Below are 25,613 nucleotides of genomic sequence, written 5' to 3' on the forward strand. Positions count from 1 at the left end.
CGCGACAATCCTGCGTTCATCCCCCGAAGAGAGGCCTGGTCGATGACGCACCCCCCACGTCAGCCCGCCCGCCGCGCGAGACGCGCGAGACGGGCCGGCATCGTCGCCGCGGCACTGGCAGCCGTGCTCGTCGGCGCCACCTGGCCGGCGTCCTACGCGACGACGGAGGCGGCTGAGGCCGAGGAGGCGGCTGAGGCCGCCGAGGCCGCGGCCGAGCGCGCGCGGCCCGCTGCCGCCGTCGCGCCGCCGAGCCTCACGCCCGCCGACGGCGCGTACCTCGAGGGTGTCGTCACCGTCGCGTCGGTCCCGGCGACCGCGGGCGACGACGTCACGAGCCTGGCCGTCGACGGCACCCCGATCGAGGGCGCCACCCCGACCGTCGGCGTCTCGACGCTGAACTTCGACGTGGGCAGCAACTCGACCGAGGCGCGCTACCGCAACTACGTGCTGGTCAACGGCACCCACCGCATCGACCTCGGCGACGCCGTCAACGAGCGGGTGAGCCTCGACATCCCGAACGACCAGCTGCGCCAGGGCGAGAACACCGTCGAGGTCTTCGCCGGCACTGTCTCGTCGAGCTGCGGCACCAACTACGACGACTTCGTGCTGTCGGACTTCACGCTGGAACTGCTCGGCGAGGTCGCGGACGGCGAGGCGAACGAGTTCAGCTACTCCTTCGGTGACGGCAGTTGCGGCTCGAACACGTCGCTGCTGCTGACCGCCGAGCTGACCTTCGACGTCGCGAGCGAGCCGCAGGGCACCACCGGCCTGACGGCGGAGGTCGACACGACGGCGCTGGCGAACGGCCCGCACGAGATCGTGGCCCGGACCGCGTCGAACACGACCGTCACGCACACCGTCACCGTCAACAACGCCCCGACCGGCGCCCCGCACCTCGCCCCGGCCGACGGCACGCTGACGGCGGGCATCCAGCCCGTGTTCGCGTCGTTCCCGGCGGGGACGCCCGGCGGCGTGCCGAACCTCACCGTCGACGGCGCCGAGCCGGTCACCGCGCCGACCCTCGGCGACGGCGCGGCCACGTTCGGCTTCGACGTCGGCAGCAACTCCCTCGACGTCCGCTACCACAACCATCTGCTGGTCAACGGCAAGAAGATCGACCTGGGCGGCGACTACGTGAGCCGCCGCGTCGACTTCGCCATCCCGAACCAGTACCTGCGCCCGGGCGAGAACGTCATCACGATCGTCACCGGCGGGCGCAACGAGTCGTGCGGCGTGAACCGCGACGACTTCACCCTGTCGAACCTGGCGCTGACGCTCACCGAGGGCACCGCGACGGGGCAGCAGATCGCGCCGTCGTACGCGATGGGTGACGGGTCCTGCGGCACCAGCACGACGGCGCTGCGCGAGGTGGAGCTGCGCTACGTCATCGACGCGCCGGCCACGCACCAGCGGCCCACGCTCGGGTCGGGCCTGGCCACCGTCAGCTTCGACATCGCCACCAACTCCATGGAGGCGCGTTACCACAACCACCTCCTGGTCAACGGCATGAAGATCGACCTCGGCGGCGACTACGTCAGCCAGCGCGTCGACGTCACCATCCCGAACGAGTGGCTGATGCCGGGCTGGAACACGATCGACCTGGTCACCGGCACGTTCCCGACCAGCTGCGGCAACAACCGCGACGACTTCGTGGTCTCCAACGTGACGGTGACCCCGGCGGAGGGGACGGCGACGGCGCAGCGCCCGCAGGCCAGTTACGGCATGGGCGACGGCGACTGCGGGTCGACGGCGAACCCGTTCCGCGAGGTGGACCTGAACTTCGTCATCGAGGCGCCGTCGCGCGGGCTGCGGGCCGACCTCGACACCGCCGAGCTGCCCGACGGCTCGCACACCGTCGCCGCGTCGTCGACGACGGGCGAGGTGGCCACCCGCGTGCTGACGACGGACAACACCGCGCCCGAGGTGGTCACCAGCACGCCGGCGGCCGGTTCGACGCTGACGTCCGCTGTGGTCCTGGACGTCGCGATCGACGACGCGTCCGGCGTGCTGTCCGGTCCTTCGGTGACGTTGGACGGCGCGGAGGTGCCGCTGGGCGGGCTGGTCGGGCCGGGGCTGTCGCCCGGGAACCACACCCTGGTGGTCTCGGCCACCGACGTGCTGGGCAACGCCGCGGAACGCGAGATCGTCTTCACCAGCGCCGGCATCCCGGACGTCCCGGCGGAGCTGTCGCCGGCCTCGGGGTCGGTGGATGTGGGTGCGACGGCGTCATTGTCGGCCCGCGTGGCCACGCCGGGCGGCGGTCCCGTCGAGGCGACGTTCTCGCAGGCCGAGGTCTTCAGCGCCGACACCGCCTGGCAGGGCTCGACGGCGACGATGCCGACGACGCTGCGGGTGCCGGGGGAACGGCCGGTGTCGACTCGCGACCTCGCGCCGCTGGACGGGCGCACGGTCGCCGCCCCGACCAGCCGCGAGCTCACCTACCAGCGGTTCGACATCCGGGTCCGCGCGAACGTCGACACGCCGTTCCTGCGGTGGGAGGGCGTCGTCGACCCGCAGCGGCAGGCGTCGTTGCACGTCTGGGACCCGGCTGCGGGGACGTGGGACGCGGTCGGGACCGCGCGCGGCGCCGTCGAGGGCAACACCGTCCTGTCGGCCACCGTCGCGCAGCGCTACGTCGACCGCGGGCGCGTGCACGTCCTGGTCACCGCGCAGGACCCGTTCGCCGACGACATGGACCCCGGTGACCCCGAGGGCTTCGCCGATCCGTCGACCTACGACTTCTCGATCGTCCACTTCACCGACACGCAGTACATCTCCGAGGGCGCCGTCGAGCAGGAGACGGCCGAGGAGCGCGCCGTCTGGGCGTCGGCCTACCAGGGGATCGTCGACTGGGTCGTCGACAACGCGGACCAGCGGAAGATCGCCTACGCCGCCCACACCGGCGACATCATCGAGAACAACACCCGCCCGGCGCTGGACGAGCCGATGCGCCAGCAGGTCATCGGCGAGTTCGAGTTCTCCTCGGAGCAGCAGGGTGTGCTCGACGGCGCCGGCATCCCGAACGGCGTCATCGCCGGCAACCACGACAACCAGTCCGGCCGCGAGACCGGGCCCGAGTCGCTGTACAACGAGTACTACGGCCCGGACCGCTACGCCGCCGCCGACGACCAGTGGGAGTCGGCGTCGTACGGGGGTCCGTGGCGCGAGGGCGACAACCAGAACCACTACGACCTGTTCTCGGCCGGCGGCCTGGACTTCGTCGTCGTCGGGCTCTCCTACGGGGTGACGAAGGAGGAGGCCGACTGGGCCACCTCGATCTTCCAGCGGTTCCCGGACCGCAACGGCATCCTGCTCTCGCACGACTACCTGGTCCCGTCGAGCAACCCGGACGGGCGCCTGGCCGGGTTCTCGGCTCCTGACGGCGCGCTGCTCTACCGCCGCGTCGTCGAACCGAACCCGAACGTGTTCCTGGTGCTGGCCGGCCACGAGCACGGCGTCGCCACGAACATCAAGCCGCAGGTGGGCGGGTCGATAGGGCGTGGGGTGGTGGAGCTGCTGGCGGACTACCAGTTCTACACGGTGTCCGCCGAGCGGCTCGGGCTGACGGAGGTCGGCGGCTACGAACCGGACGACCAGCTCCAGTTCGGGGCCAGCTTCTTCCGCCTGCTGCAGTTCGACGTCGACCGCTCGGAGATGATCGTCGACACCTACTCGCCGTTGCTGGCAAACTTCGGCGCGACCGAGTTCGACACCGACGGCCGGTACGACGGCACCGAGGACAACATGGTGCTCCCGGTCGACCTCCAGACCCGGACGACGACCTTCCAGACCGACGCGCTGGCGCTGTACGCACCGGTGGCGGAGGTGGGATCGGTGACCGTCGACTCGGGCGCGGTGGCGACGGTCTCGTGGCCCTCGCTCGAGCCGGGGACGACCTATGCGTGGATCGTGACGGCGACGAGCGCGGGCGGCGGCGTCACGGCCGCGGAGCCTGCCGTCTTCACGACGGCGGCAGCTGACGGCGGCCCGGGCCGGTGGGACGCGCGGTCGCCGCTGTGGCCGTACTTCTCTGAGGAGTAGGCCCCGAATGGTTGAGGGATCCGTGTCGTCCTGGCGACACGGATCCCTCAACCATCGCGTGCCGGCTCAGTCGAGGACGGCGTACGCCTCGACCTCGACGAGCACGTCGGGCTCGAAGAGGTAGTCGACGCCGATGGCGGAGAGCGGCGGGAGCGGCCGGGGGAGGCCGATCTCGTCGGCGACCTGGTCGATGCCGGCCACGAACGCGTCGTACAGCTCCGGCTGCCAGTGCGTGACGAAGAACCGCAGCCGGACGACGTCGGCGAAGGTGGCGCCGGCGCCGGCCAGGCCGCGCGCCGTGTTGCGCAGCGCCTGGACGATCTGGCCGGTGAGGTCGCCGGTCGCGACGGGGTTGCCGTCGGCGTCGCGGGCGATCTGCCCGGCGACGTGCACGTGCCGGCTGCCGGTGCCGACGGCGACGTGGTGGTAGGGGACGGGCTGGAACATGCCGTCCGGGGTGAGCAGCTGCACCGTCATCGGTCGGTTCCCTTCGCGTGATCCTGGTAGGTATCCAACGTCTACCTGGTGTCTGAAGGGCACTTCAACGAGACTAGGTGTCATGACGGAAACCCCGCAGGTCACCGGGCGGCACCGCGAACTGCTCGACCAGGTGCTGGACAAGTGGTCGCTGCACGTGCTCGACGCGCTGTGCGAGCAGCCGCTGCGGTTCAACGGGCTGCGCCGCGCGATCCCCGTCGTGACGCAGAAGTCGCTCACCGCCACGCTGCGGCGACTCGAGCGCAACGGCATGGTCGAGCGGGTCGTCGTCAGCACCCGGCCGGTCGCGGTCGAGTACCGCATCACGCCGCTGGGGAAGACCCTGCAGGACCTCATCGACGCGCTGCTGCTCTGGACCACCGTCAACCTGCCCGACGTCGAGCGCGCCCGCGCCCACTTCGACTTCAGCCCGACTTCAGTCGGCGGTCAGTGATAGCGCGCGGCGAGTGAGGTGAGCACCGTCAGCATCGCGCTCGCGGCGGCGCTGCGAACCTCCGGCGGCGCGACGGCGGCGAGGACGCGCCGCCGGGGGAGCGCGGGCGAGGTCGGCCGGAGGGCGAGGTCCGGGCGGACGGCGGAGCCGGCCAGCGTCGACATGATCGTGACGCCTGTGCCGGCGGCGACGAGCGCCTGCTTGCCCGTCCAGTCGTCGCAGGTGAAGCCGATGCGCGGCGGCCCGCCGAGCGCCCTCGCGAGCCCCTCGAGTGGGCCGAGACAGTCGGGGTGGCTGCCCTCGATCCAGGTCTCGCCGCGCAGTTCGCGGAGCGGGACCGTGGTCCGCCCGGCCAGCCGATGCGTCGCCGGCAGGACGACCCGGTGCTCCTCCTCGAGCAGCGGCACCACGCTGACGCCGTCGTCGTCGACGGTGTCCCAGTCGGTCACCAGCGCGACGTCGACGCCGCCGGAGCGGATGTCGCGCCAGCCGGCGACGACCAGGCTGACGTCGACGCCGGGGTAGAGCTCGCTGAAGCGGCGGATCGCCTCGGGGACGAACTCGGTGTTGGCGCTGGGGAAGGCCGACACGCGGACGTGACCGGTGCGGAGCTCGGCGAACGCGCCGAGGCGGGCCTCCATGCCGGCCAGCCGGCCGAGGATCGCGCGCGCCTCGTCGATGGCGATGGTGCCGGCCGCGGTGGGCGCGACCCCGCGCGGCACACGGCGGAACAGCGCGACCCCGACCTTGTGCTCCAGCGAGGCGATCTGGCGCGAGACCGCGGGCTGGGTCATGGTCAGCGCCTCGGCCGCGCCGGAGAACGAGCCCCGGTCGGCGACCTCGACCAGCACGCGGAGCGACCACGTTTCGAGCATGTTCTGAGCGTATACCTCCTCTGTTCAACCTGCAGTTGTGGTTATGCCTCTCTGCTCGCACCGTTGAGGGCATGGACTTCATCACCGCGAATCTCCCACCGGCCCCGGCCCGGGTGCTCGACGCGGGCTGCGGCGACGGCCGGCTGGCCGACCGGCTGCGGGCCGTCGGGTACACCGTCACGGCGATCGACGTCGACCCCGCCCGCGCGCGGCCCGGGGTGCTCGTCGCCGACATCTGCGGCTTCCGCGATCCGGAGGACGAGCCGTACGACGCCGTCGTCTGCTCGCTGTCGCTGCACCACGTCGAGGACCTGTCGTGCGCGCTCGACTCGCTGGCCGGGTTGCTCGCCCGAGGCGGCCGGCTGATCGTCGACGAGTTCGCGCACGAGCAGGCGGGCGGGGCGATCGCCGACCGCTACTTCGGCGCGGCCGGGTCGTTGCCGCTCTGGCGCGACAAGCACCGGTCGTTCCACACCGGCGACGCCATGGTCGAGGCCGTCGCGCGGCGGTTCTCGATCGCGTCGCTCGCGCGCGTGCCCTACCTCTACCGCTACCTCGAGGACGCCTCGTTGCGCGAGGCCGAGTCGGTGCTCGGCCTCCAGTTCGTCGCCGACCGACGTCAGGAGCCGTCATGAGCACGAGTGCCGATGTGGGCCGTGTGCAGCGGCGGACGATGTCGCTGCTGGTCGTGAGCCAGATCCTGGGCAGCATCGCGGTGACCCTCACCTTCACCGTGAGCGGCATCCTCGCCGTCGAGATGACCGGGTCGACCGGCGCCGCGGGTCTTTCGCAGGCCGCCCTCACCCTGGGGGCAGGCGCCGCCTCCTACATCCTGGCCGCCTGGATGAACCGGCGCGGGCGGAGGCTCGGGATGGCGGCGGGCTACCTCGTCGGCGCGGGCGGAGCGGTGCTGTGCGTCGTGGCGGCGACGATGTCGAGCTACGCCCTGCTGGTGGTGGGGACGGTGGCGCTGGGAGCGTCGTCGGCCTCGACGAGCGTGGCCCGGTACGCGGCGACCGACCTGGCTCCCGAGGGGCGGCGCGCGACGTCCTTGTCACTGGTGGTGTGGGTGGCCACCGCGGGCGCCGTCGTCGGTCCCCTGATGGTCGGGCCCGCCGAGGGCGCCTCTTCCGGGCTCGGGCTGCCGCCACTGGCCGGTCCGTTCCTGTTCGACGGCGCGTGCGCGGCGGTGGCCGGGCTGGTCATCTGGGCGCTGCTACGGCCGGATCCGCTGCTGGTCGCCCGCTCGCTGGGCGCATCGTCGGGCGCGCCGGCGTCCCCGGCCGCGGGACCGCTGTCCCGTCAGCTCGTGGCCCGGGTCGCCCCGACGGTGGCCGCCCTGGTCCTCGCCCACGCGACGATGGTCGCCGTCATGGTCATGACGCCGCTCGAGATGCACCACGAGGGCGCGAGCCACGGCGCCATCGGCGCCGTCATCTCCATGCACTTCCTCGGCATGTACGCCTTCGCGCCGCTGTCCGGTCTCCTGGCCGATCGGGCGGGCGTGCGGCCGGCCCTCGTGGTGGGCGGCGGTGTGCTGATGCTGTCGCTGACGGTGTCGGCCGGCCTGTTCGGGATGTCGGGCTTCACGCACGGGCTGGGACTGTTCCTGCTGGGTCTCGGCTGGTCCCTGTGCACCGTCGCCGCGTCGTCGGACATCGCGGCCTGCTCGGTCGGCGACACCCGGGTCCAGGGAGCGGCGGACACCGCGATGACTCTCGTGTCGGCCGGAGCCGCCACGGTCGCGGGACCGCTGATGGCGATGTGGGGCTTCGCCGGCCTCCTCGGCCTGGCCGCCGTCTTCTCGACCGGCGTCCTGGTCGCCGCTACCCGCGTCCGTACGGAGGGGGCGGCCGCAGTCGCTTCGGAAGCTGGATCAACGGTGTGACGATGCAGCGGGAACCGTGTGGCATGGGTGTTGTTCCAGCGACAGTTTCGCCACCCGGCTGCCGCAGCGATGCCACACCGTCCAGGCCTTGGCGATCACGTTGTGAGGCCGCTCGGGCGTGCCCTACGATTCAGGCGTTTCGAGCTGGACATCGCGCACATCTGCGCTGGTCGCCAGCCTCTTCCCGGGGGGGATCTCGTGAAACGCTCTCGTTCGATCGCTGCTGCCGTCACGGGCCTGATCGCAGGTCTGCTGGGCGGCGTCCTCGTCGCCGCGCCCGCCCAGGCGCAGGCCGACAGCCTGACACCCGAGCAGGAGACGGCCCACTACTGGCTCGACCGCGGCCTGCGGAACATGCGGCTCGCGCAGCCGGTCACCGAGTCGGTGCGGCTCTCGTCGCCGAGGACGGAGGTCGAGGCGACTCCCGAGCAGCTCGAGAACGGCGACCCGTCCCAGTTCTCGCTGCCGAAGCTGCCGTCCTCCGTCGGGCGGGTGTTCTTCGTCGACGCGGACGGCAATCCTCGCTGGTGCTCCGGCGTGGCGGTGACCTCCGCGCACCGCAACCTCGTCGCGACCGCAGGGCAGTGCGCCGACCAGCAACTGGACCGCTGGGTCTTCGTCCCGGGGTTCGCCAAGAACAAGGCGCCGTACGGCGTCTTCGTCGGCGCACAGTCGTTCCGGCACTACGACTGGGACGTCTACGAGGACTCCGACCGAACGGCCGGCACCTGCGCGACGCCGGGCGGCTGGGCGACGTCGTGACGGCGCAGGGCTTCGCGTGGAACCAGCAGCACGGTCAGCGGACGGTGCTGGGCCACTCGGCCGGTTGGCCGGTGGGCTTCTGGGTCCGCCAGCTGATCGACCTGCCGATCGACCAGACGTTCCCGGCCACCTCGGCCGCCATCAAGGGCGAGGAGCTCTCCGGCATCCGGCCGAGCAGCCCCTACACGAACTCGCTGGGCTCGGCGTGGATCCTCCAGTACGACGCGTCGACGGGGGCCGGGTACCTGAACGGCATCACCATCGCCACGTCCGACGGGCTGAAGGACGGCGCCGTCAGTCTGTCCGCCCCGTTCGACACCGAGACCCGCGCCGTCTACCAGCAGGCGGGTCTGATCGACACGGGCTCCATCCTCTGATCCGACGACGGCGCGAGGAGGTCAGTCGTCCTCGACGAAGACCTCCTCGCGCTTGCGGCGGATCGCCGGCAGGACGGAGATCACCAGGGCGCCGACGGCGAGCGCCAGCAGCACCGCGGAGATCGGGCGGGTGAAGAACACCGAGGCGTCCCCGCGCGAGATGATCAGCGCCCGCCGCAGGTGCTCCTCGAGGAGCGGGCCCAGCACGAAGCCCAGCAGCAACGGCGCCGGCTCGCAGCCGCACTTGATCAGCACGTACCCGAGCACCCCGAACACCGCGACCGCGTACACGTCGAACGAGTTGAAGTTCAGCGAGAACGTGCCGATCCCGGCGAACACGACGATCGCGGGAAAGAGCCACTGGTAGGGGATCGCCAGCATCTTCACCCACAGCCCGATCAGCGGCAGGTTCAGCATCACCAGCAGCAGGTTCCCGATCCACATCGACGCGATCAGGCCCCAGAACAGGGCCGGCTGCTCGTTGATGACGTTGGGGCCGGGGGTGATGCCCTGGACGATGAACGCGCCGATCATCAGCGCCATGACGGGGTGCGCCGGCAGGCCCAGGGTCAGCAGCGGGATGAACGACGTCTGCGCCGCGGCGTTGTTGGCCGACTCCGGCGCGGCCACGCCCTCGATCGCGCCGTGGCCGAAGCGCTCCGGCGTCCGCGACAACCGCTTCTCCACCGAGTACGAGGCGAACGCGGCCAGCACGTGACCGCCGCCGGGCAGCACGCCGAGTGCCGAGCCCAGCCCCGTCCCGCGCAGCACCGGCCCGACGATCCGGCGCAGGTCGTCGCGGCTCGGCCAGAGGTTCTTGACGCGCTGGACGAACGCGGAGCGGGTCTGCTCGTTCTCGAGGTTGCGCAGGATCTCCGCGACACCGAAGACGCCGACGGCGACGGAGACGAAGTCGAGGCCGCCGAACAGCTCGCGGATGCCGAGCGTGAACCGCGGCGTCCCCGTGTAGATGTCCTGGCCGACCGTGCCGAGCAGCACGCCCAGCGCGATCATCGCCAGGGCCTTCAACGCCGAGCCACGGGCCAGCGCGATCGACGCGATCAGGCCCAGCACGACCAGCGAGAAGTACTCGGCCGACCCGAACTCCAACGCGGCCCGCGCCAGTGGAGGCGCGAAGACCGCCAGCACCACCGTCGCGACCGTGCCGGCGAAGAAGGAGCCGAGCGCGGCGGCGGCCAGTGCGTGACCCGCCCGTCCCTGCCGGGCCATCTCGTGACCGTCGATCGCGGTGACGGCGGCAGATGACTCGCCGGGCAGGTTGATGAGGATCGCCGTCGTCGAGCCACCGTACTGCGCGCCGTAGTAGATGCCGGCCAGCATGATCAGCGACGCGACCGGCTCCAGGCCGAAGGTGATCGGCAGCAGCATCGCGATCGTCGCCGTCGGGCCGATGCCCGGCAGGACGCCGACCGCCGTCCCCAGCACCACGCCGAGCAGGCAGTACAGGACGTTCTCGAACTGGAACGCGGTCTCGAGGCCGAGCGCGAGGTTGTCCAGCAGATCCATGCGGGGCCGCCTAGAACGTGAGCCAGGGGCCGAACAGCGGCAGGCGCAGCTGCAGGCCGACGATGAAGATGAGGACACTCAGCCCGGTGAGCCCGGCGGCGACCACGACGGCCGTCACCGGCTTGATCCGGGAGCTGGCGAACGCGGTGAGCAGCGCCGTCACGAAGGTCGCCGGCAGGAACCCGGCCCGCCGGACGGTGAAGCCGAAGAAGATCAGCGCGGCCACGATCATCACCACCGACCGCCACGGGACCGAGCCCCACGTGATGTCCTCGCCGGCGACCAGGCCCTTGACGACCACGCCGAGTCCGAGCGCGACCAGGATGGCGCCGACGACCAGCGGGAAGTAGCCGGGGCCCATGCGCAGCGGCGTGCCCAGCTCGTAGCCGAGCGAGGCCACCACGAACGTGAGGCCGATGCCGGCGAAGATCGCGCCGGCCAGGATGTCCGGAACGGATCGACGGCTCTCCAACGCGTCACCTCCAGAGCGACAGGGAGCGAGGATGGACGGCCCGCTCGCGGAACGGGCCGCCCATCAGCTCGAACGGGGTCAGGACTGCTCGACGCCGGCGTCGGCGATGATCTGGCCCCAGGTCTCGATCTGCTCCTCGAGCCGGGCCCGGTGCGCCTCCGGGGTGGCGTCCTCCTCGGCGACCGGGGCGGTGCCGAGGTCGCCCATCTGGTCGATGACGCCCTGGTCGGCCAGCGCCACCTTGAGCGCGTCGGACAGCTGGGTGACGATCTCCTCCGGCGTCCCGGCCGGCACGTACAGGCCGTGCCACACACCGACCTGCAGGTCCGGCAGCCCGGCCTCCTCGGTCGTCGGCAGGTCGGGCAGGCTGTCGACCCGCTCCGGCGTCGTGACGGCGTACGCCTTCACCTCGCCGGCGGTGATCTGGCTCGTCGTGTTGGTGGTCTGGTCGCACATGAAGTCGACCTGGCCGCCGATGAGGTCGGTGAGCGCCGGACCCGTGCCCTCGTACGGCACCTCCTGCACCGTCGCGCCGATCGCGTCCTGGAACAGCAGCCCGCACAGATGCGACGCGGCGCCGATGCCGGCGTTGGCGAGCGTGACGGAGTCGGCGTTCGCGGACACGTAGTCGATGAGGTCCTCGAGCGTCTCGGGCTCGAAGTCGTTGCGCGCGACGATGGTCATCGGGACCTCGGTGACCAGGCCGATCATCTCGAAGTCTTCCAGCGGGTCGAAACCCAGGTCCTGGTAGAGCGCCGGGGCCGTGGACATGCCGATGTGGTGCATCAGGACGGTGTAGCCGTCCGGTTCGGCGTTGGCGACCTCGCCGGACGCGACGGTGCCGCCGGCGCCCTCGACGTTCTGGACCACGATCTGCTGGCCCAGCTCCTCCGACATCGGCTCGGCGATCAGCCGGGTGACCGTGTCCGTGGGCCCGCCAGCGCTGAACGGGACGACGAAGGTGATGTTCTGGTCCGGGTAGTCGGCGGCGTCACCACCGCCGCCACCACCGCCTCCGCCGGCGGTCGGGCCGCCGTCGCCGTCACCACACGCGGTGACGGCGAGCGATGCGGCGGCGAGGACGGCGAACAGTCGCACCGTCCCAGCGGGCCTTCTGATGGTGCTCATCCACTGACCTCCTCGTCAGCGTCGGGTCTCGTGTCGCGGACCATTCTTGGCGCGAATGCGGAGGGGTTGTGTCAGAGAAATCTCAAGAAAATCCGGACCCGGATACCGCTCCCGGAAATCCGTAGAATGCACCGGTATGCGGATCACCGTCGTCGAAGATGACGACCGCGTGGCACGAGGACTCGTCACCGTCCTGACCCAGGCCGGCTTCGACGTCCACCGGGTCGCCACGGCGGTCGAGGCGGTGCGCACCGCGCCCGCCGATGTCGTGCTCGTCGATCTCGGGTTGCCCGACGGCGACGGCCTGGACGTCATCCGGCAGCTGCGCGACCAGCCCGAGACCGCCGTCATCGCCGTCACCGCCCGGTCCGAGGAGCACGAGCGCGTCCGCGGCCTGCGCACCGGCGCCGACGACTACATCGTCAAGCCGTTCGGGGTGCCCGAGCTGCTGGCCCGCATCGACGCCGTCCTGCGGCGCACCCGGGCCGCCCGCGCGCAGACCCACCCGGACCAGCCATTCGAGCTCGTCGGCATGCGCATCGACCCCGGCACCCGCGAGGTGACGGTGCACGGGGCGCCGGTCGTGCTGACGCGCAAGGAGTTCGAGCTGCTCGTGCTGCTGGTGCGGCGCGCGCCCAACGTCGTCAGCCGCGACGTCATCCTCGACCAGATCTGGGGCGTGTCCTGGGAGGCGTCCACCCGCACCCTCGACACCCACATCGCCGCGCTGCGCGGGAAGCTCGGGCCGGGCGTGCCCATCCGCACCATCCGCGGCGTCGGCTACCGCCTGCAGGCCGAACACGCGGCCGGTCAGCCGGCCGGGCATCCGGCCGACCAGCCGGAGCTGATCGGCTAGCACGTGCGCCATCGTCTCCTGGCCGTCCTGGTCCCGCTCGCGGTGCTGCTGGTCGGCGCCCTGGGCGTGCCGCTGGGCATCACCGTCGCCGAGCGCGAGCTGCAGGAGACCTACGTCGACCGCCTCAACGACGCCGGCCGGTTCGCGTCGCTGGCCGAGACGGCGCTGTCCGGCGGTCGCACCGAGGCGCTCGACCAGGAGCTGGAGCGCTACCACGAGCTCTACGGCACGCCCGGCGCGCTGCTCGGCACCGACGGCGCCGTCCTGGTCGGGTCCGAGGCCGAATTCGACGCGGCCCGGGGCGACAGCGACGCGCTGCCCAGGATCATCCAGGCGGCGCTGGCCGGCGCGCGGTCGGAGCCGTCGCGCGACTTCTGGCCCTGGCAGGACTCGCCGCTGGTCGTGGCCGAGCCGGTCGGCCGCGACAGCGAGGTCGTCGGCGTCGTCGTCACGATCTCCGACCTCGAGCGCACCCGCGAGCGCGTCGTCACCCGCTGGGCGACGCTGGCGGCGCTCGGGCTGCTGCCGCTGCTCGCGCTGGTGGCCGTGGCCTGGCCGGTGTCGAGCTGGATCCTGCGGCCGGTGCGCGAGCTGGACACCGCGACCGCCGGCATCTCGCGCGGCGACCTCACCATCAGGGTCGACGCCGGTGGCGGCCCGGTCGAGCTGCGCCGGCTCGCGGGGTCGTTCAACACGATGATGGACGCCGTCGAGCACTCCGTCGAACGGCAGCGGGCGTTCGTCGCCGACGCGTCCCACCAGCTGCGCAACCCGCTGACCAGCCTGCGCCTCGTCGTCGAGAGCCTGCGCCCGCACCTGGCCGGCGACGGCGGCCGCCTGGCCCACGACGTCGCCGTCGACGAACTGCGGGCCATGCACCGGATGCTGAACGCGCTGCTGGCCAGCGCCCGCATGGAGAGCATGCGCACCGCCGAACCCGTCGACCTCGACACACTGCTCGAGACCCGCGTCGACCGCTGGCGGGCGCTGACGTCGCACGAGGGCCAGGAGCTGCGGGTCGACGTCCCACCCGGGCTGCTGCTGCTCGAGCCGCCGGGCGGGTTGGGCAGCATCCTCGACGAGCTGATCAGCAACGCGATGCGGCTCTCCGACGCGTCGGTGGTCGAGGTCGCGGCGCGCCCGGCCGGCCCGGCGGGGTTCGTCGAGGTCGTGGTCCGCGACGACGGCCGCGGCATCGACCCCGCCGACCGCGACCAGGCGCTGCGCCGGTTCTGGCGGGCGCCGAAGCACCAGAACGTCCCCGGCACCGGCCTCGGCCTGGCCATCTGCGCCGAGCTCGTGGCCCGGGCCGGGGGAGAGCTGCGGCTCGAGGACGGCCTCCCGCGCGACGACGGCGGCCGCGGACTCGCCGCCGTGGTCGCCCTGCCGGTCGCCGTCGAGCCCGCCGACGCCCTCACCTGACCACCGCCGTCAACCCACCCCTGCCCTCGACTCGCCCCCACCCGAGTCGATCATGGAGAAGGTCGGCTCTGTGCGGCCTCGGGAGCCGACCTTCTCCATGATCAACTCGGGTGGGGGGCGGGTTCCCGGCGGGGCTGTGGATAACTTTCGGGGTGGTCAGCCGGTTCGGGTGATGATCGGGCGATGTCGCGTCATCGCTCACTGCCCGAGCCGTTCTGCTCGCGGTCGTTCCGCGTCGCCGACGCCAAGGTCGCCGGCCTGTCGAAGGACGTGCTCGCCGCGAGGCGGTTCCAGCGGCCTGTGCGTGGCGTCCGCGTTCCGGCCGCGCTGCCCGACACCCTCGTCACGCGCTGCCGAGCGGTGCGACTGGTCCTGCCGCGCGTCGTCGCGTTCTCCCACGAGACCGCCGCCCTGCTCTGCGACCTGCCTGTACCCAGCTTCGACGACGACCTCGACGTCATCGTCCCGCCCGGCGCGGTGGTTCCCCAACTGTCCGGGACCGACGGTCACGTCGGCCTGGACCCCGACACCGTCATCGAGGTCCACGGCCTGCCCGTCGTCGCGCCGGAACGCACCTTCGTCCACCTCGCCGCCACCTGGCGACGCGACGACCTCGTCACCCTCGGCGACGCCATGCTGCGCCGCTGGACCACCCCCGAACGCCTGCACGACGAAATCGCCGCAGCCACCCGCCGTCGCGGCATCGTCACTGCCCGCAACGCCCTCCGGCTGATCCGCCCCGGCGTCGACTCGCCCATGGAGACCCGCGTCCGGCTGCTCCTCATCGACGCCGGACTCCCCTGCCCCGAGGTCGGCGTCAACGTCACCGACCACACCGGCACCTGGCTCGCCCGCCCCGACCTCGCCTACCCCGACCTGAAGATCGCCATCGAGTACGACGGCGACCACCACCGCACCGACCAACGCCAATGGCAACGCGACCGCTACCGCGACGAACAACTCCGCGACGCCGGCTGGATCGTCATCCCCCTCACCGCCGACGACATCCTCCGCCACCCCCAACGCACCGTCGACCGCATCCGCCGCTACGTCCACCTCCGCTCCACCCTCCCCGCGCCGAGTTGATCATGGAGAAAGTCGGCTCCCGAGGCCGCGCAGAGCCGACCTTCTCCATGGTCAACTTCGGTGGGGCCTGGCGGGCGGGGTCAGCGTTTCTGGGAGCGGAACCAGGCGGCGGCGCCGGGGTGCAGCGGCACCGGGCCGGTCGAGATGCCGGTGCGGACGTTGATCTGCCACGCCTCGGGGACCGGCTCGGCGGTGGCGTCCTCGGCGTCGTCGGCGCCGCCGGCGGTGGCCAGGGCCTCGGGGTGGGTGAAGATCGTCCCGGTGATCGCCTCGACGAGGTCGGCGGGGACGTCGTCGCGGACGAGGAGGATGTTGGGGACGGCGACGGTGCCGGTGGCGGGCACGCCGTCGTAGGCGGTCGAGGGGATCGCGGCCGGCACGTACGGGCCGGGGTACTCCTGGGCCAGCGCGCCGGCCTCCTGGTCCAGCGGGATCAGCCGGATCGGGCGCTCGGCGGCGAGCTGGGTGATGGCCGGGGTCGGCACGCCGCTGAGCGAGAACATGGCGTCGAGATCGCCGCGGATCAGTTCCTGCGCCGAGATGGCCTGGGGGTTGTAGGAGCCGTCCGCCTCGACGCCGCTCAGCGACAGCAGCCGCAGCGAGGTGAACTCGGTCCCGGAGTCGCGGGCGCCCAGCCCCACCCGGGCGCCGGTCAGGTCGGCCAGCGCCGTGACGGGGGAGTCGGCCAGCACGACGAGGTGCAGGTGGCTGTCGTACAGGCGGCACAGCGCCGACAGTCCGGCGGGCGACTCGTCGCTGCCGGCGGGGAAGACGGCGTCGAGGCTGGTCAGGCCCATGTGCACTTCACCGTCGAGGAGCATGCGGATGTTGTCCGTCGACGCGCCGCTGGGCACCGTGGTGACCTTCGCGCCGGGCACCCGGGCGGTGATCCGCTCGGCCAGCGCGCCGCCGATGCGGCGGTAGACGGCGCCGGCCGGCCCGGTCGCCAGCCGCAGGTCGACGCCGTCGGCGGCCGGGCTGGGCGAGCACCCGAGCAGCACCGAGCCCGCGGCGGCGGCCAGCACCGTCCGCCGCCGAACGCGCCGGGCAGTCGCGCGCTGCGCACTCACGCCTCCGCTCACCTCGCCTCCGCCGCGCCCCGATCGTGGCGGCGCAGTCTAGTGGAGTCGGGGCCGGCCGTGCCGAGCAGCGACCGCCGGACGGCGACGCTGGCGAGCATCTCGGCGCGGGTGCCCTCGAAGACCTGCCGTCCCAGCGCCAGCACGTAGCCGCGGTCGCTGACGGCGAGCGCGTGCCGGGCGTCCTGCTCGGCCAGCAGGATCGTCACGCCGGCGTCGGCGCTGAGGCGGCGCAGCTCGGCGACGATCGGCGCGGCCAGGGCGGGCGGCAGTCCGGCGGACAGCTCGTCGATGAGGATCAGCCGCGGCGTCCACACCAGCGCGCGGGCGAGCTCGAGCACGCGCCGGTCGGCGACGGCGAGGTCCCCGGCCGCGCGCCGGGCCTGGGCGGCCAGCCGGGGGAAGACGTCGTAGGCGTAGCCGAGCCGGGCCCGGACGGCGGCCCGGTCGCGGTGCGGCGACAGCCCGAGCGTGAGGTTCTCGCGCACCGTCATCTCGGGGAAGATCGTGCGGTACTGCGGCACCAGTGCGACGCCGGCCGAGCGCAGCCCGTCGGCCGGCCCGACGCCGGTGATGTCGCGGTCGTCGAAGAGCACCCGCCCGCGCGAGACCGGCGCCAGCCCGGACATGGCGTGCAGCAGCGTCGACTTGCCGGCGCCGTTGGGGCCGACGACGCAGACGACCTCGCCCTCGCGGACGAACAGGCTGACGCCGTGCAGCGCGCCGTCGACGTGCAGGTCGTGCACCTCGAGCAGCGGGCGGTCGGCACTCCACACGTTCGCTCACCCCTCACAGCCGATGTAGGCGGTCTCGACGGCACCGGAGGCCAGCACCGACGCGGGCGGCCCGGCCGCGACCAGCCGCCCGCGGTCCAGCACGACGACCCGGTGGCACAGGTCCGCCACCAGGCCGACGTCGTGCTCGATGACGACGACGGCGACCCCTTGCGCCGCGCACGCGCGCACCACCGCGGCCAGCACGGGGACGAGGTCGGCGGGGACACCGGCGGTCGCCTCGTCGAGCAGCAGCACCCGCGGCTCGCCCAGCAGCGCGAGGCCGAGCTCGACCAGCCGCTGCCGGCCGGCGTCGAGCTCACCGGCGGGGACGTCGGCGTACGGCGTCAGCCCCAGCCGGGCGAGCGTGGACGCGACCCGGTCGCCGTCGTCGCCGCGCAGGCGCAGCTGGCCGGCGACGGTGAGCCGCCGGTGGATCCGCGGCCGCTGGAACGTCCGCCCGAGCCCGGCCCGCGCGACCCGCCCGGGGGAGTCGCGCGTGACGTCGCGCCCGGCCAGCCGGATGCTGCCGCCGCTCACCGGCCGCAACCGGCCCACGCAGTCGGCCAGCGTGGTCTTGCCGCTGCCGTTCGGGCCGAGAACGCCCAGGATCTCGCCCGGCCGGACGGCGAGGTCGACGTCGGTCAGGACGGTGCCGCCGTCGTCGGGGGTGCGCAGCCCGCGCACCTCCAGCACCGGGGGTCCCGACGGCGGAGGCTGCGGTTCGGCACGACTCACCGGCACGAGGGGGCGCGACGGCGTCAGCTGCGGCGACCGCGTGGCCCGGCTAGGCACCAGCCCGGCCAGCCCGGCCAGCCCACCGGGCAGCCAGCGCACCAGCGCGAGCAGCACCGCGCCCTGCAGCAGCAGCTGCCAGGCGTCGGACGGCAGCCCGAGCACCGTCCGTCCTGCCACCAGCACCAGCGCGCCCAGCACCGGCCCGGCGACGGTGCCGAGCCCGCCGAGTACCGCCGCCGTGATCGCGTCGAGGGTGCGCGCGTCGGCGAACGCGAGGTCGGGGTCGATGAACGTGCTCTGGTACGCCCACAGTGCGCCGGCCGTCCCGGTCAGCGCCCCGGCGCCCGCGTAGACGCCGCGGGTCCAGGCGCCGGTCCGGACCCCGCGGACGGCCGCGCCCACCTCGTCCGCCCGGATCGCGTGCAGCACCGCGCCCGCGACCCCGCGGCGCAGCCGCCACGACACCGTCACCGCGACGGCGAACAGCGCGACGGCGCCGCCCCACGCGAGGCCGGACGGCAGCGGCGGCAGCACCAGTCCGCGCCCGCCACCGGTCACCGGGCTGAGCAGCCGGACGACCTCGCGGATGGCGACCAGCAGGCCGAGCGTGGCGATCGCGAACGCCGGCCCGGCCAGGCGCAGCAGGCCGGGCCCGACGGCGGCAGCGGCGGCGGCCGCGACGACGGTCCCGGCGGCGACGGAGGCCGCGGCCGGCCAGCCGAGCGACGTGGCCGTCACCGCGGCGCCGTAGGAGCCCAGGCCGGCGTAGGCGATCTGGCCGAGGTCGATGCGGCCGAGGTAGCCGCCGACCAGGTTCCAGCTCAGGGCGAGCGTGGCCAGCAGCAGCGCCTGGGTCGCGACGGACGGCCAGGTCCACGCGGCGCTCACGGCCGGCCCCGCACCGGCGTCGCGAGCAGCGGGTCGCGCCGGATCACCAGCATGACGACCAGCAGCGCGGCGGCGAGCACGACGCCGAGGGTCGCCCCGACCCGTGGGACGACGGCCCCGAGCACGCCCTCGGCGACCCCCAGCGCGAGGCCGCCCAGCACGGCGCCGGTGACGTGGCCCGGCCCGGTGAGCGCCGTGACCGCCAGCGCGCCGAGCAGCAGCGGCGTCCCCATGGCGGGGTGGATCGGCTGCGCCTGCCCGGCGAGCACACCGGCGACGCCGGCCACCCCCGCGCACAGCGCGAAGCCGAGCGAGCGCATCCGCGGCACGTCGATGCCGGCCAGCCGCGCGGCCTCCGGGTTCTGCGCGACGGCGCGCAGCGAGGCTCCCAGCCGGGTCGCCCGCAGCAGCACGACGACGGCGCCGGCGGTGGCTGCCGCGACCAGGAACAGCACGGCGTGGCCGGCCGCGACCGTCACCCCGCCCACCCGCCACAACCCGCCCACGGGCAGCGGCAGCGTGTGCGGCGTCGGGCTGAACAGCAGCCGTGCCGCCTGCTGCAGCACGACCGACAGCCCGAGCGTGCCCAGGACGGCGGCCGCAGCGCCCGCCGTCGGCGCACCCAGCCGTCGCAGCACCAGCCGCTCCAGCAGCCAGCCGGCCGCGACCAGCACCGGCACGACGACCAGCAACGACGGCAGCGGCGGCAGCCAGCGGGCCGAGTGCAGCAGCCAGGCGAGGTACGCGCCGGCCGTCACCAGCTCGCCGTGCGCGAGGTTCAGCACGCCGGTGATGCGCCAGGCCAGCGAGAACGCCAGTGCGATCGTGGCGTACAGCCCGCCCTGGAGCAGCCCGTTGACGATCGCCTGGGTCACCGCGCGATCACCGCTCCGCCCCGGCGCGAGACCTCGGGTAGACGAGCTCGGCGGTCGCGGCCGCGCCCGGCGTCACCAGCTCGAGGCCGCCGTCCTGCACCTGCACCGCGCCCATGGGCTTGCCCCAGTTGCGGCCGCGGCGGTCGAAGTCGATCGGCCCGTAGAACGTCTCGGCGTCCAGGTCCAGCAGGGCGGCGCGGACGGCGTCGGTGCCGGTGGAGCCGGCCGCCTCGATGGCCAGCTGCAGCGCCAGGGCGGCGGCCGTCGCGCCGGCGGCGTGGTAGGTCGGGGCCTCGCCGTAGCGGGCGCTGTACCGCTCGGCGTAGTCGGCGCCGGTGCCGAACGACGCGCCCGGAGCGCCCGCCCCGTCGCCCGGCCGGCGCATCGACGCCTCCCACTGCGTCGGCCCGATGACCAGCTCGGCGGCGTCGCCCAGCTCGTCGGCGAAGGCGGGGTTGCTCGGCGCGACGGTGAGGATCATCGCCTCGGGCTCGAAGCCCTGCTCCTCGGCCGCCCGGGTGAACCGCAGCCCGTCGACGAAGTGCCCGCCGACGAAGAGGACGTCCGGGTCGAGGTCGCGGAACTTCGCCACGATGCCCGCCACGCCGGCCAGCGTCCGCGGGTACGTCTCGACCGCCAAGACGCGCATGCCGAGGCGGCGCGCGTGCTCGGCTGCGCCCTCGCCGGCGTCGATGGGGAAGTCTGCGTCCTGGTAGGCGACGACCAGCGTCTCGGCGCCGCGGGTGGCCAGCACGTCGAGCACCGACTCGGCGTAGCGCGAGGCCACCGTCATGACGCTGAAGAAGTAGCGCGAGCCGCGGTCGAACAGCGCGTCGGAGGCGCCGTTGCCGGTGACGAGGAGGGTGCGGTGCCGCTCGGCGATCGCGCCGGCGGCCGCGTTCAGCCCGCTGGAGAACGGCCCGAGCAGGAAGCCGGCCCCGTCGTGCACGATGAGCCGCTCGGTCAGCGCCGCCGCCTGGCCGGGGTCGCTCTCGTCGTCGTAGTAGACGATCTCGGCGCGCAGCCGGCGATCGCCGACGCGGATGCCGCCGTGCTCGCCGTTGACCCAGTCGAGCCAGACGTCGTAGCCGCGGCGGACGTCGCGCCCCTCCTGCGCGTACCGGCCGGTGTCGCTGACGGTGGCGCCGAAGCGGATCACCCCGTCGAAACCGCCGCGAACGCCGTCGGCCGGGTCCGGGGGAGTCGACGTCCGAGGGCCGGCGAGACCGCAGGCCACGAGTGCGGCCAGGACGGGGGCCAGCGCCGCCACGCGCCACAGTCGCACGCCGGGCCCCCAATCTCGCACGTCTCGCGGACCGATGACGTACGGTGACCCTGGCCTCGCGGCTCGCCGTCGTCAACGGCGCGGATGCCCCTTCGGGGACTTCTTTGGCTCGATTTGACGTGCTGCCGCGTGCGGCCCCTCAGCCACCGAACCGGTAGCCCAGGCCGTGCTCGGTGACGAAGTACGCGGGGTGGGCGGGATCGTCCTCGAACTTCTGCCGCAGCCGGCTCACGTAGACCCGCACGTACTGCGTCTCGCCGCCATAGCCGGGCCCCCAGACGTCGCGCAGGATCCGCGCGTGCGGCAGCGACTTGCCGGCGTTCTCCATGAAGTAGCGCAGCAGCGTCAGCTCGGTGCGGGTGAGGTCGACCTCGCGGCCGCGGACGGCGGCGCGCAGCGACTCGGTGTCGAGCTCGAGGTCGCGGTGGCGCAGGACGGTGTCGTCGCCGGACCGGGCATGCCAGCGGACGCGACGCAGCGCGCTGCGGACCCGGGCCAGCAGTTCGTCGACGCCGAACGGCTTCACCAGGCAGTCGTCGGCGCCCTCGTCGAGGCAGCGGACCTTGTCGGCCTCGGTGTCCAGCGCGGTCAGCACGATGATCGGCATCACCGAGGTCAGCCGGATGCGCCGGCACGTCTCGAGGCCGTCGAGGCCGGGCATCATGATGTCGAGCACGACGAGGTCGGGGTGGACGCGGTCGACCAGCGCGAGCGCCTCGAGCCCGTTGCGGGCGGTGGTCACCTCGAAGCCGCGGGCGGCCAGGTTGCGGGCCACGAACTGCCGCAGCGCGTCGTCGTCGTCGACCACCAGCACCCGAGCGCCTGTCATGCGTCTGCCTCCCCGGCCGGAATCGTGAGCACGAACGACGTCCCCGGCCGCTCCGGACGGCACCGGACCCGGCCGCCATGAGCCTCGACGAAACCGCGGCAGATCGCCAGCCCCAGTCCGAGTCCCCCCGCCTGCCGGGCCAGTCCGTCGTCGCCCCGGACGAAGCTCTCGAAGATCCGCTCGCCGAGGTCGGGCGGGACGCCGGTGCCGCGGTCGCGGACGGTGACGCGCAGCTCCCCGCCGGTGAGCTGCGCGGTGACGGTGACGGGCTGCCCCTCCGGCGAGAACTTCAGCGCGTTGCCGACGAGGTTGCTGATGGCGGTTTCGATGCGGGACCGGTCGACGTCGACGGTGGCGCGGCCGCGGGGGAGGCGCAGGTCCAGGCGTTCGCGGTCGGCGGTGGACCGGCCGGCGACCGCGCGCCGGACCAGCTCGGCCACGCCGACCGGCTCGCGCCGGATGGTCAGCGCGCCGGCCTCGATGCGCGACATGTCCAGCAGGTCGCGGACCAGCGCGGTGAGCCGGTCGGTCTCGGCGGAGATGGTGGTGAGGAACTGCCGCTGCTCCTCGACCGACCACTCGATGTCCTCGGCGAGCAGGGTCGACGCGTAGCCCTTGATGCTGGCCAGCGGCGTGCGCAGCTCGTGCGACGCGGTGGCCAGCAGCGACGCCTTCAGCCTCGCCACGAGGCGGTCGTGGGTGATGTCCTGCCAGAGATGCCCGTGGCCGATCGGGGCGCCGCGCTCGTCGGCGACGGTGAAGGTGCGCAGCCGCAGGTCGCGCTGGACGCCGTCGGCCTTCGTCGTCACCTCGCGCGACGCGGGCAGGACCTCGCCGGGCTCACCGCCGGGCGCGACGGCGGGGTCGGCGCCGAGGCGGCGCAGCAGGCTGCCGACGTCGTCGCCGGTCATCCCCTGTCCGGGGCTGCCGAGCAGGGCCGCCGCCGCGGCGTTGTGGTAGGCGACCCGGCCGTCGGGGCCGGCCAGGACCAGGCCGTCGTCGAGGCTCTCGATGATCGCCTCGAGCCGCCGGCTCTGCTCCTGCAACCGCGCGTCGATGCGGGTGTAGAGCGCGGCGTTCTCGATGGCGATCGACGCGAACCGGGCGAAGCTGGTCGCCAGCTCCAGCTCGGAGTGGCTGTACCGGTACGCCTCGGACCGGTACAGCAGCAGCACCGACGGCGGCGCCATGCTGGTGGCCAGGGGGATCGCGAGGACGCTGCGGTGGTCGAAGCGCGGCGAGCCGTCGCGGACGGCGGCGAAGGAGAGGTCGGCGGCGGTGTCGGACACCTGCACCGGCTCGCCCGAGCGCAGCGCCCGCAGCGACGGCGAGCCGGGCTCGGCGACGTCGGCGCGCAGGTCGGCGACGAACGCGTCGGACAGGCCGCGGCTGGCCCGCACCAGCACGGCGCCGGCCCGCTCGTCGAGGGTGACGACGGCGCAGCGCTCGACCCCGAACAGCCGCTGCAGCTGGCCGAGGACGCGGTCGAGCACCTCGTCGCCGTCGAGCGACGCGCCGACCGCCCGGATCGTCTCGAGCAGCGTCGACAGCTGCAGGAACCGGCGGCCGACGTCCTGCTCGACGCCGGCCAGGCTGCGGGCCAGCCGGCCGGCGTGGTCGTCGCGCCGGGCCACACGGTCGACCCGCGGGCGGGTCTCGTCGCGGATCCGGCCGCGCCAGCGCAGGTCCTCGGTCGCAGCCAGCAGGTCGTCCATGGGCCGGCGCACACCCCACCGGAACAGCGCCCACGCGATGACGGCGAGCAGCGCGGCGCCGCCCGCGACCGCGGCGAGCATGACCGCGACGGCGCCGGGGCCGGGCGCGTCGGGCCGGCCGAGCAGGACGACGGTGCCGTCGGGCAGCCGCGCCGCGACGAACGACCAGGGCGTGCCGCCGGGGTCGCGACTGTCGAACCGGGCGGTGAGCCGGGCGTCGCGGGCCACCAGGCCGGTCCACCGCTGCCAGCGCGCGTCGCCACCGTCGCCGGCGAGGGCCGGCGGCGTCACCGTTCCGTCAGCCGCGACCAGCCACACACCGCTGCGCCCACCCGGCTCCGCGGGCAGGGCCCCGGCGCGCTCGTCGGCGGGCAACAGTGCCAGGGTGCCGGCCAGCGCGGCGACGGTGTCGGCGTCGCGCTGAGCCAGTTCGGCCGTGAGGTCGCGGACGTTCCACCACACCGTCGCGCCGGCGGCGGCCACGATGAGCGCCGCCGCCACACCCGCCGCGACCAGCGCGCGCCGCCATCGTCCGGCGGCCGGGATGCGGGGGAGCGGCGCGTCCATGGCGGCCCATCATGCCCGGGTCGCCGACGGTCCCGCGCCGCCGCGGCCCGGCCGGACCCCGTGGACCAGGGCCGCCGCGAGCAGCACCGCGCAGGTGACGAACGCGACGATGCCGGTCCAGCCGGCCGCCGCGAACGCCAGCCCGCTCAGCGACCCGCCGAGACTGCTGCCGGCGTAGTACGCGGTCAGGTACAGCGCCGACGCCTGGGCCCGGCCTCGGACCGCTCGCGCGCTGACGGCGGTGCTCGCCGACGCGTGCGCGCCGAAGAAGCCGACCGTGAACAGCACGAGCCCCGCGACCACGCAGGCGAGCACGTCGGGCCAGGTCAGCAGGATGGCGATCTGCGCGAGCAGCACGCCGGCCCACAGCACGGCGCGCCGGCCCACCCGGTCGCCGACGCGCCCGGCCACCCCGGCGGAGATCGACCCCGGCACGTAGGCCAGGAACACCAGCCCCACCACGGCGGCCGAGAGCGTGAACGGCGCGGCGAGCAGGCGGTACGGAAGGTAGTTGTACACGGTGACGAACGCCGACATCAGCACGAAGCTGAGCCCGAACAGCCGCAGCAGCACGGGGTCGCGCAGGTGGGCGATGACGTGCTGGACGGCCGTGGCGTCGGCCCCCCGCGCAGCGGTCGCCGTGCGCATCGGGGCGGCGGCGTCGCCGTCGGCCCGCGTCGGCAGCAGCCACCAGAACGCCGCCAGGCAGCCGGTGGCGAACACGGCGACGACGGCGAACGCGGCCCGCCAGCCGAGCAGGTCGGCGACGGCCGCGGAGATCAGCCGTCCGGACAGCCCGCCCATGGTGTTGCCGGCGACGAACAGGCCGACGGCCCCGCCCAGCCCGGAGGGGTGGATGGTCCGCCCGAGGTAGGCGATGGCCAGCGCGGGCACGCCGGCCATCGCGACGCCCTGCGCCGCCCGCAGCGCCAGCAGCACCGGGAAGCTCGGCGCCAGCGGCACCAGCACCGCGACCAGCGTGGCGGCCGCCAGCGACACCGTCATGACCCGCGACGTGCCCCACCGCGACGACACCGAGCTCATCGGCAGCAGCGAGACCGCGATGGTGCCGGTGGCCGCCGACAGGGCCAGGCTGGCGGTCGCGGCGGAGACAACGAAGTCGTCGGAGAGCAGCGGCAGCACCGCCTGCGCCCCGTACAGCAGCGCGAACGTGCCGGCGCCGGCCAGGAACGCAGCCGCGCTGGCCCGCCGGTAGCCGGCCGAACCGCGGCGGTACCCGCCCGGCGGCGGCTCGGCCGCTGCGGGTCCACGCGCGAGCGGCATGAGGCCGACTCTAGACGTCACGACGGCGACAATAGCCGGTCCGCGACTGTGAATCATGACTCATTCCGGCTGCATCCATGACCCCGCGTTGATGATTCTTTGATGTTCTCGGCCGCCCTGTTGACGTCGTGTTGAGACGCGTTGTTGACGCGCCGATTCCGGGGTCGATATCGTCCCCTCCAGCCCACTCGGGCGGCGCTCGTTCATTTGCTCTC

General features: G+C 73.6%; 22 protein-coding genes. 9 read left to right on the top strand and 13 right to left on the bottom strand.

Features of this window, described 5'->3' with window-relative positions:
• Positions 1-42 precede the first annotated feature (42 nt).
• Positions 43-4,041: a metallophosphoesterase gene (locus tag HD601_RS17290; protein ID WP_184823866.1), complete on the top strand. Its 3,999-nt coding sequence runs from the start codon at positions 43-45 to the stop codon at positions 4,039-4,041.
• Between the two features lie 66 nt (positions 4,042-4,107).
• Here HD601_RS17290 and HD601_RS17295 read toward each other — a convergent pair whose 3' ends face one another.
• The gene (locus HD601_RS17295) at positions 4,108-4,518 is read right to left on the bottom strand and encodes a RidA family protein (protein WP_184823868.1); all 411 of its coding nucleotides are present in this window, start codon (positions 4,516-4,518) and stop codon (positions 4,108-4,110) included.
• Between the two features lie 82 nt (positions 4,519-4,600).
• On the opposite strand from HD601_RS17295, the gene HD601_RS17300 reads away from it, so the two are divergent.
• Entirely contained in the window at positions 4,601-4,972 is a 372-nt protein-coding gene (locus HD601_RS17300; RefSeq protein ID WP_184823870.1) for a winged helix-turn-helix transcriptional regulator, read from the top strand.
• Here HD601_RS17300 and HD601_RS17305 read toward each other — a convergent pair.
• Complete coding sequence (locus tag HD601_RS17305; RefSeq protein ID WP_184823872.1) at positions 4,966-5,847, bottom strand: LysR family transcriptional regulator; 882 nt, start codon at positions 5,845-5,847, stop codon at positions 4,966-4,968. The genes HD601_RS17300 and HD601_RS17305 overlap by 7 nt on opposite strands.
• Before the next feature lie 71 nt (positions 5,848-5,918).
• Between HD601_RS17305 and HD601_RS17310 the strand changes: the two genes are divergently transcribed.
• From HD601_RS17310 to HD601_RS17325, 4 genes are all read left to right on the top strand, one after another.
• Positions 5,919-6,482 (top strand): class I SAM-dependent methyltransferase, encoded by a 564-nt coding sequence (locus HD601_RS17310; protein WP_184823874.1) that lies wholly within the window; start codon positions 5,919-5,921, stop codon positions 6,480-6,482.
• Positions 6,479-7,735 carry an MFS transporter gene (locus tag HD601_RS17315; protein WP_184823876.1) on the top strand — a complete coding sequence of 419 codons (1,257 nt, stop codon included), beginning with the start codon at positions 6,479-6,481 and terminating at the stop codon, positions 7,733-7,735. Before HD601_RS17310 ends, HD601_RS17315 begins: the two co-directional genes overlap by 4 nt.
• A gap of 198 nt (positions 7,736-7,933) precedes the next feature.
• Positions 7,934-8,497, top strand: coding sequence for a hypothetical protein (locus HD601_RS17320; RefSeq protein ID WP_184823878.1), 564 nt, complete (start codon positions 7,934-7,936; stop codon positions 8,495-8,497).
• A complete protein-coding gene (locus HD601_RS17325; RefSeq protein WP_184823880.1) occupies positions 8,494-8,874 on the top strand; it encodes a hypothetical protein in 381 nt (126 codons plus the stop codon). Before HD601_RS17320 ends, HD601_RS17325 begins: the two co-directional genes overlap by 4 nt.
• Positions 8,875-8,895: 21 nt before the next feature.
• On the opposite strand, the gene HD601_RS17330 is transcribed toward HD601_RS17325, so the two are convergent.
• The 3 genes from HD601_RS17330 to HD601_RS17340 all read right to left on the bottom strand — a co-directional run bounded on the left by HD601_RS17330 (position 8,896) and on the right by HD601_RS17340 (position 12,001).
• On the bottom strand, positions 8,896-10,401 hold the full coding sequence (locus tag HD601_RS17330) for a tripartite tricarboxylate transporter permease (RefSeq protein ID WP_184823883.1): 1,506 nt from the start codon (positions 10,399-10,401) through the stop codon (positions 8,896-8,898).
• A gap of 10 nt (positions 10,402-10,411) precedes the next feature.
• Positions 10,412-10,873 carry a tripartite tricarboxylate transporter TctB family protein gene (locus HD601_RS17335; protein WP_184823885.1) on the bottom strand — a complete coding sequence of 154 codons (462 nt, stop codon included), beginning with the start codon at positions 10,871-10,873 and terminating at the stop codon, positions 10,412-10,414.
• Between the two features lie 78 nt (positions 10,874-10,951).
• Positions 10,952-12,001: a tripartite tricarboxylate transporter substrate-binding protein gene (locus HD601_RS17340; protein WP_184823887.1), complete on the bottom strand. Its 1,050-nt coding sequence runs from the start codon at positions 11,999-12,001 to the stop codon at positions 10,952-10,954.
• A 136-nt stretch (positions 12,002-12,137) separates the two neighbouring features.
• On the opposite strand from HD601_RS17340, the gene HD601_RS17345 reads away from it, so the two are divergent.
• The 3 genes from HD601_RS17345 (at position 12,138) to HD601_RS17355 (ending at position 15,365) form a co-directional block, all read left to right on the top strand.
• Positions 12,138-12,857 (top strand): response regulator transcription factor, encoded by a 720-nt coding sequence (locus HD601_RS17345; protein WP_184823889.1) that lies wholly within the window; start codon positions 12,138-12,140, stop codon positions 12,855-12,857.
• A gap of 3 nt (positions 12,858-12,860) precedes the next feature.
• Positions 12,861-14,279, top strand: coding sequence for an ATP-binding protein (locus HD601_RS35825; protein ID WP_184823891.1), 1,419 nt, complete (start codon positions 12,861-12,863; stop codon positions 14,277-14,279).
• A gap of 183 nt (positions 14,280-14,462) precedes the next feature.
• Complete coding sequence (locus HD601_RS17355) at positions 14,463-15,365, top strand: endonuclease domain-containing protein (protein ID WP_184823893.1); 903 nt, start codon at positions 14,463-14,465, stop codon at positions 15,363-15,365.
• Between the two features lie 80 nt (positions 15,366-15,445).
• Here the strand turns inward: HD601_RS17355 and HD601_RS17360 are convergent, their stop codons facing one another.
• From HD601_RS17360 to HD601_RS17395, 8 genes are all read right to left on the bottom strand, one after another.
• Complete coding sequence (locus HD601_RS17360) at positions 15,446-16,435, bottom strand: TAXI family TRAP transporter solute-binding subunit (RefSeq protein WP_221441069.1); 990 nt, start codon at positions 16,433-16,435, stop codon at positions 15,446-15,448.
• A gap of 8 nt (positions 16,436-16,443) precedes the next feature.
• Complete coding sequence (locus HD601_RS17365; protein WP_184823895.1) at positions 16,444-17,220, bottom strand: ATP-binding cassette domain-containing protein; 777 nt, start codon at positions 17,218-17,220, stop codon at positions 16,444-16,446.
• A gap of 6 nt (positions 17,221-17,226) precedes the next feature.
• Positions 17,227-18,843 (bottom strand): ABC transporter permease subunit, encoded by a 1,617-nt coding sequence (locus HD601_RS35830; RefSeq protein WP_184823897.1) that lies wholly within the window; start codon positions 18,841-18,843, stop codon positions 17,227-17,229.
• Positions 18,840-19,718, bottom strand: a complete 879-nt coding sequence (locus HD601_RS17375; RefSeq protein ID WP_184823899.1) for an ABC transporter permease subunit — start codon at positions 19,716-19,718, stop codon at positions 18,840-18,842. Before HD601_RS17375 ends, HD601_RS35830 begins: the two co-directional genes overlap by 4 nt.
• A 7-nt stretch (positions 19,719-19,725) precedes the next feature.
• Positions 19,726-21,003: an ABC transporter substrate-binding protein gene (locus HD601_RS17380; RefSeq protein WP_184823901.1), complete on the bottom strand. Its 1,278-nt coding sequence runs from the start codon at positions 21,001-21,003 to the stop codon at positions 19,726-19,728.
• Between the two features lie 139 nt (positions 21,004-21,142).
• Positions 21,143-21,832 (bottom strand): response regulator transcription factor, encoded by a 690-nt coding sequence (locus HD601_RS17385; RefSeq protein ID WP_184823902.1) that lies wholly within the window; start codon positions 21,830-21,832, stop codon positions 21,143-21,145.
• Positions 21,829-24,114 carry a sensor histidine kinase gene (locus HD601_RS17390; RefSeq protein WP_184823903.1) on the bottom strand — a complete coding sequence of 762 codons (2,286 nt, stop codon included), beginning with the start codon at positions 24,112-24,114 and terminating at the stop codon, positions 21,829-21,831. Before HD601_RS17390 ends, HD601_RS17385 begins: the two co-directional genes overlap by 4 nt.
• Positions 24,115-24,123: 9 nt before the next feature.
• The gene (locus HD601_RS17395; RefSeq protein ID WP_184823905.1) at positions 24,124-25,398 is read right to left on the bottom strand and encodes an MFS transporter; all 1,275 of its coding nucleotides are present in this window, start codon (positions 25,396-25,398) and stop codon (positions 24,124-24,126) included.
• Positions 25,399-25,613 lie beyond the last annotated feature (215 nt).

The sequence above is a fragment of the Jiangella mangrovi genome (assembly GCF_014204975.1).
Classification (GTDB): Bacteria; Actinomycetota; Actinomycetes; order Jiangellales; family Jiangellaceae; genus Jiangella; species Jiangella mangrovi.

Excerpts from the sequence above, each read along its gene's own strand:
- HD601_RS17290 (WP_184823866.1), top strand. The coding sequence starts at position 43 with ATGACGCACCCCCCACGTCAGCCCGCCCGCCGCGCGAGACGCGCGAGA.
- HD601_RS17295 (WP_184823868.1), bottom strand. The coding sequence starts at position 4,518 with ATGACGGTGCAGCTGCTCACCCCGGACGGCATGTTCCAGCCCGTCCCC.
- HD601_RS17300 (WP_184823870.1), top strand. The coding sequence starts at position 4,601 with ATGACGGAAACCCCGCAGGTCACCGGGCGGCACCGCGAACTGCTCGAC.
- HD601_RS17305 (WP_184823872.1), bottom strand. The coding sequence starts at position 5,847 with ATGCTCGAAACGTGGTCGCTCCGCGTGCTGGTCGAGGTCGCCGACCGG.
- HD601_RS17310 (WP_184823874.1), top strand. The coding sequence starts at position 5,919 with ATGGACTTCATCACCGCGAATCTCCCACCGGCCCCGGCCCGGGTGCTC.
- HD601_RS17315 (WP_184823876.1), top strand. The coding sequence starts at position 6,479 with ATGAGCACGAGTGCCGATGTGGGCCGTGTGCAGCGGCGGACGATGTCG.
- HD601_RS17330 (WP_184823883.1), bottom strand. The coding sequence starts at position 10,401 with ATGGATCTGCTGGACAACCTCGCGCTCGGCCTCGAGACCGCGTTCCAG.
- HD601_RS17340 (WP_184823887.1), bottom strand. The coding sequence starts at position 12,001 with ATGAGCACCATCAGAAGGCCCGCTGGGACGGTGCGACTGTTCGCCGTC.
- HD601_RS17345 (WP_184823889.1), top strand. The coding sequence starts at position 12,138 with ATGCGGATCACCGTCGTCGAAGATGACGACCGCGTGGCACGAGGACTC.
- HD601_RS17355 (WP_184823893.1), top strand. The coding sequence starts at position 14,463 with ATGTCGCGTCATCGCTCACTGCCCGAGCCGTTCTGCTCGCGGTCGTTC.
- HD601_RS17385 (WP_184823902.1), bottom strand. The coding sequence starts at position 21,832 with ATGACAGGCGCTCGGGTGCTGGTGGTCGACGACGACGACGCGCTGCGG.
- HD601_RS17390 (WP_184823903.1), bottom strand. The coding sequence starts at position 24,114 with ATGGACGCGCCGCTCCCCCGCATCCCGGCCGCCGGACGATGGCGGCGC.
- HD601_RS17395 (WP_184823905.1), bottom strand. The coding sequence starts at position 25,398 with ATGCCGCTCGCGCGTGGACCCGCAGCGGCCGAGCCGCCGCCGGGCGGG.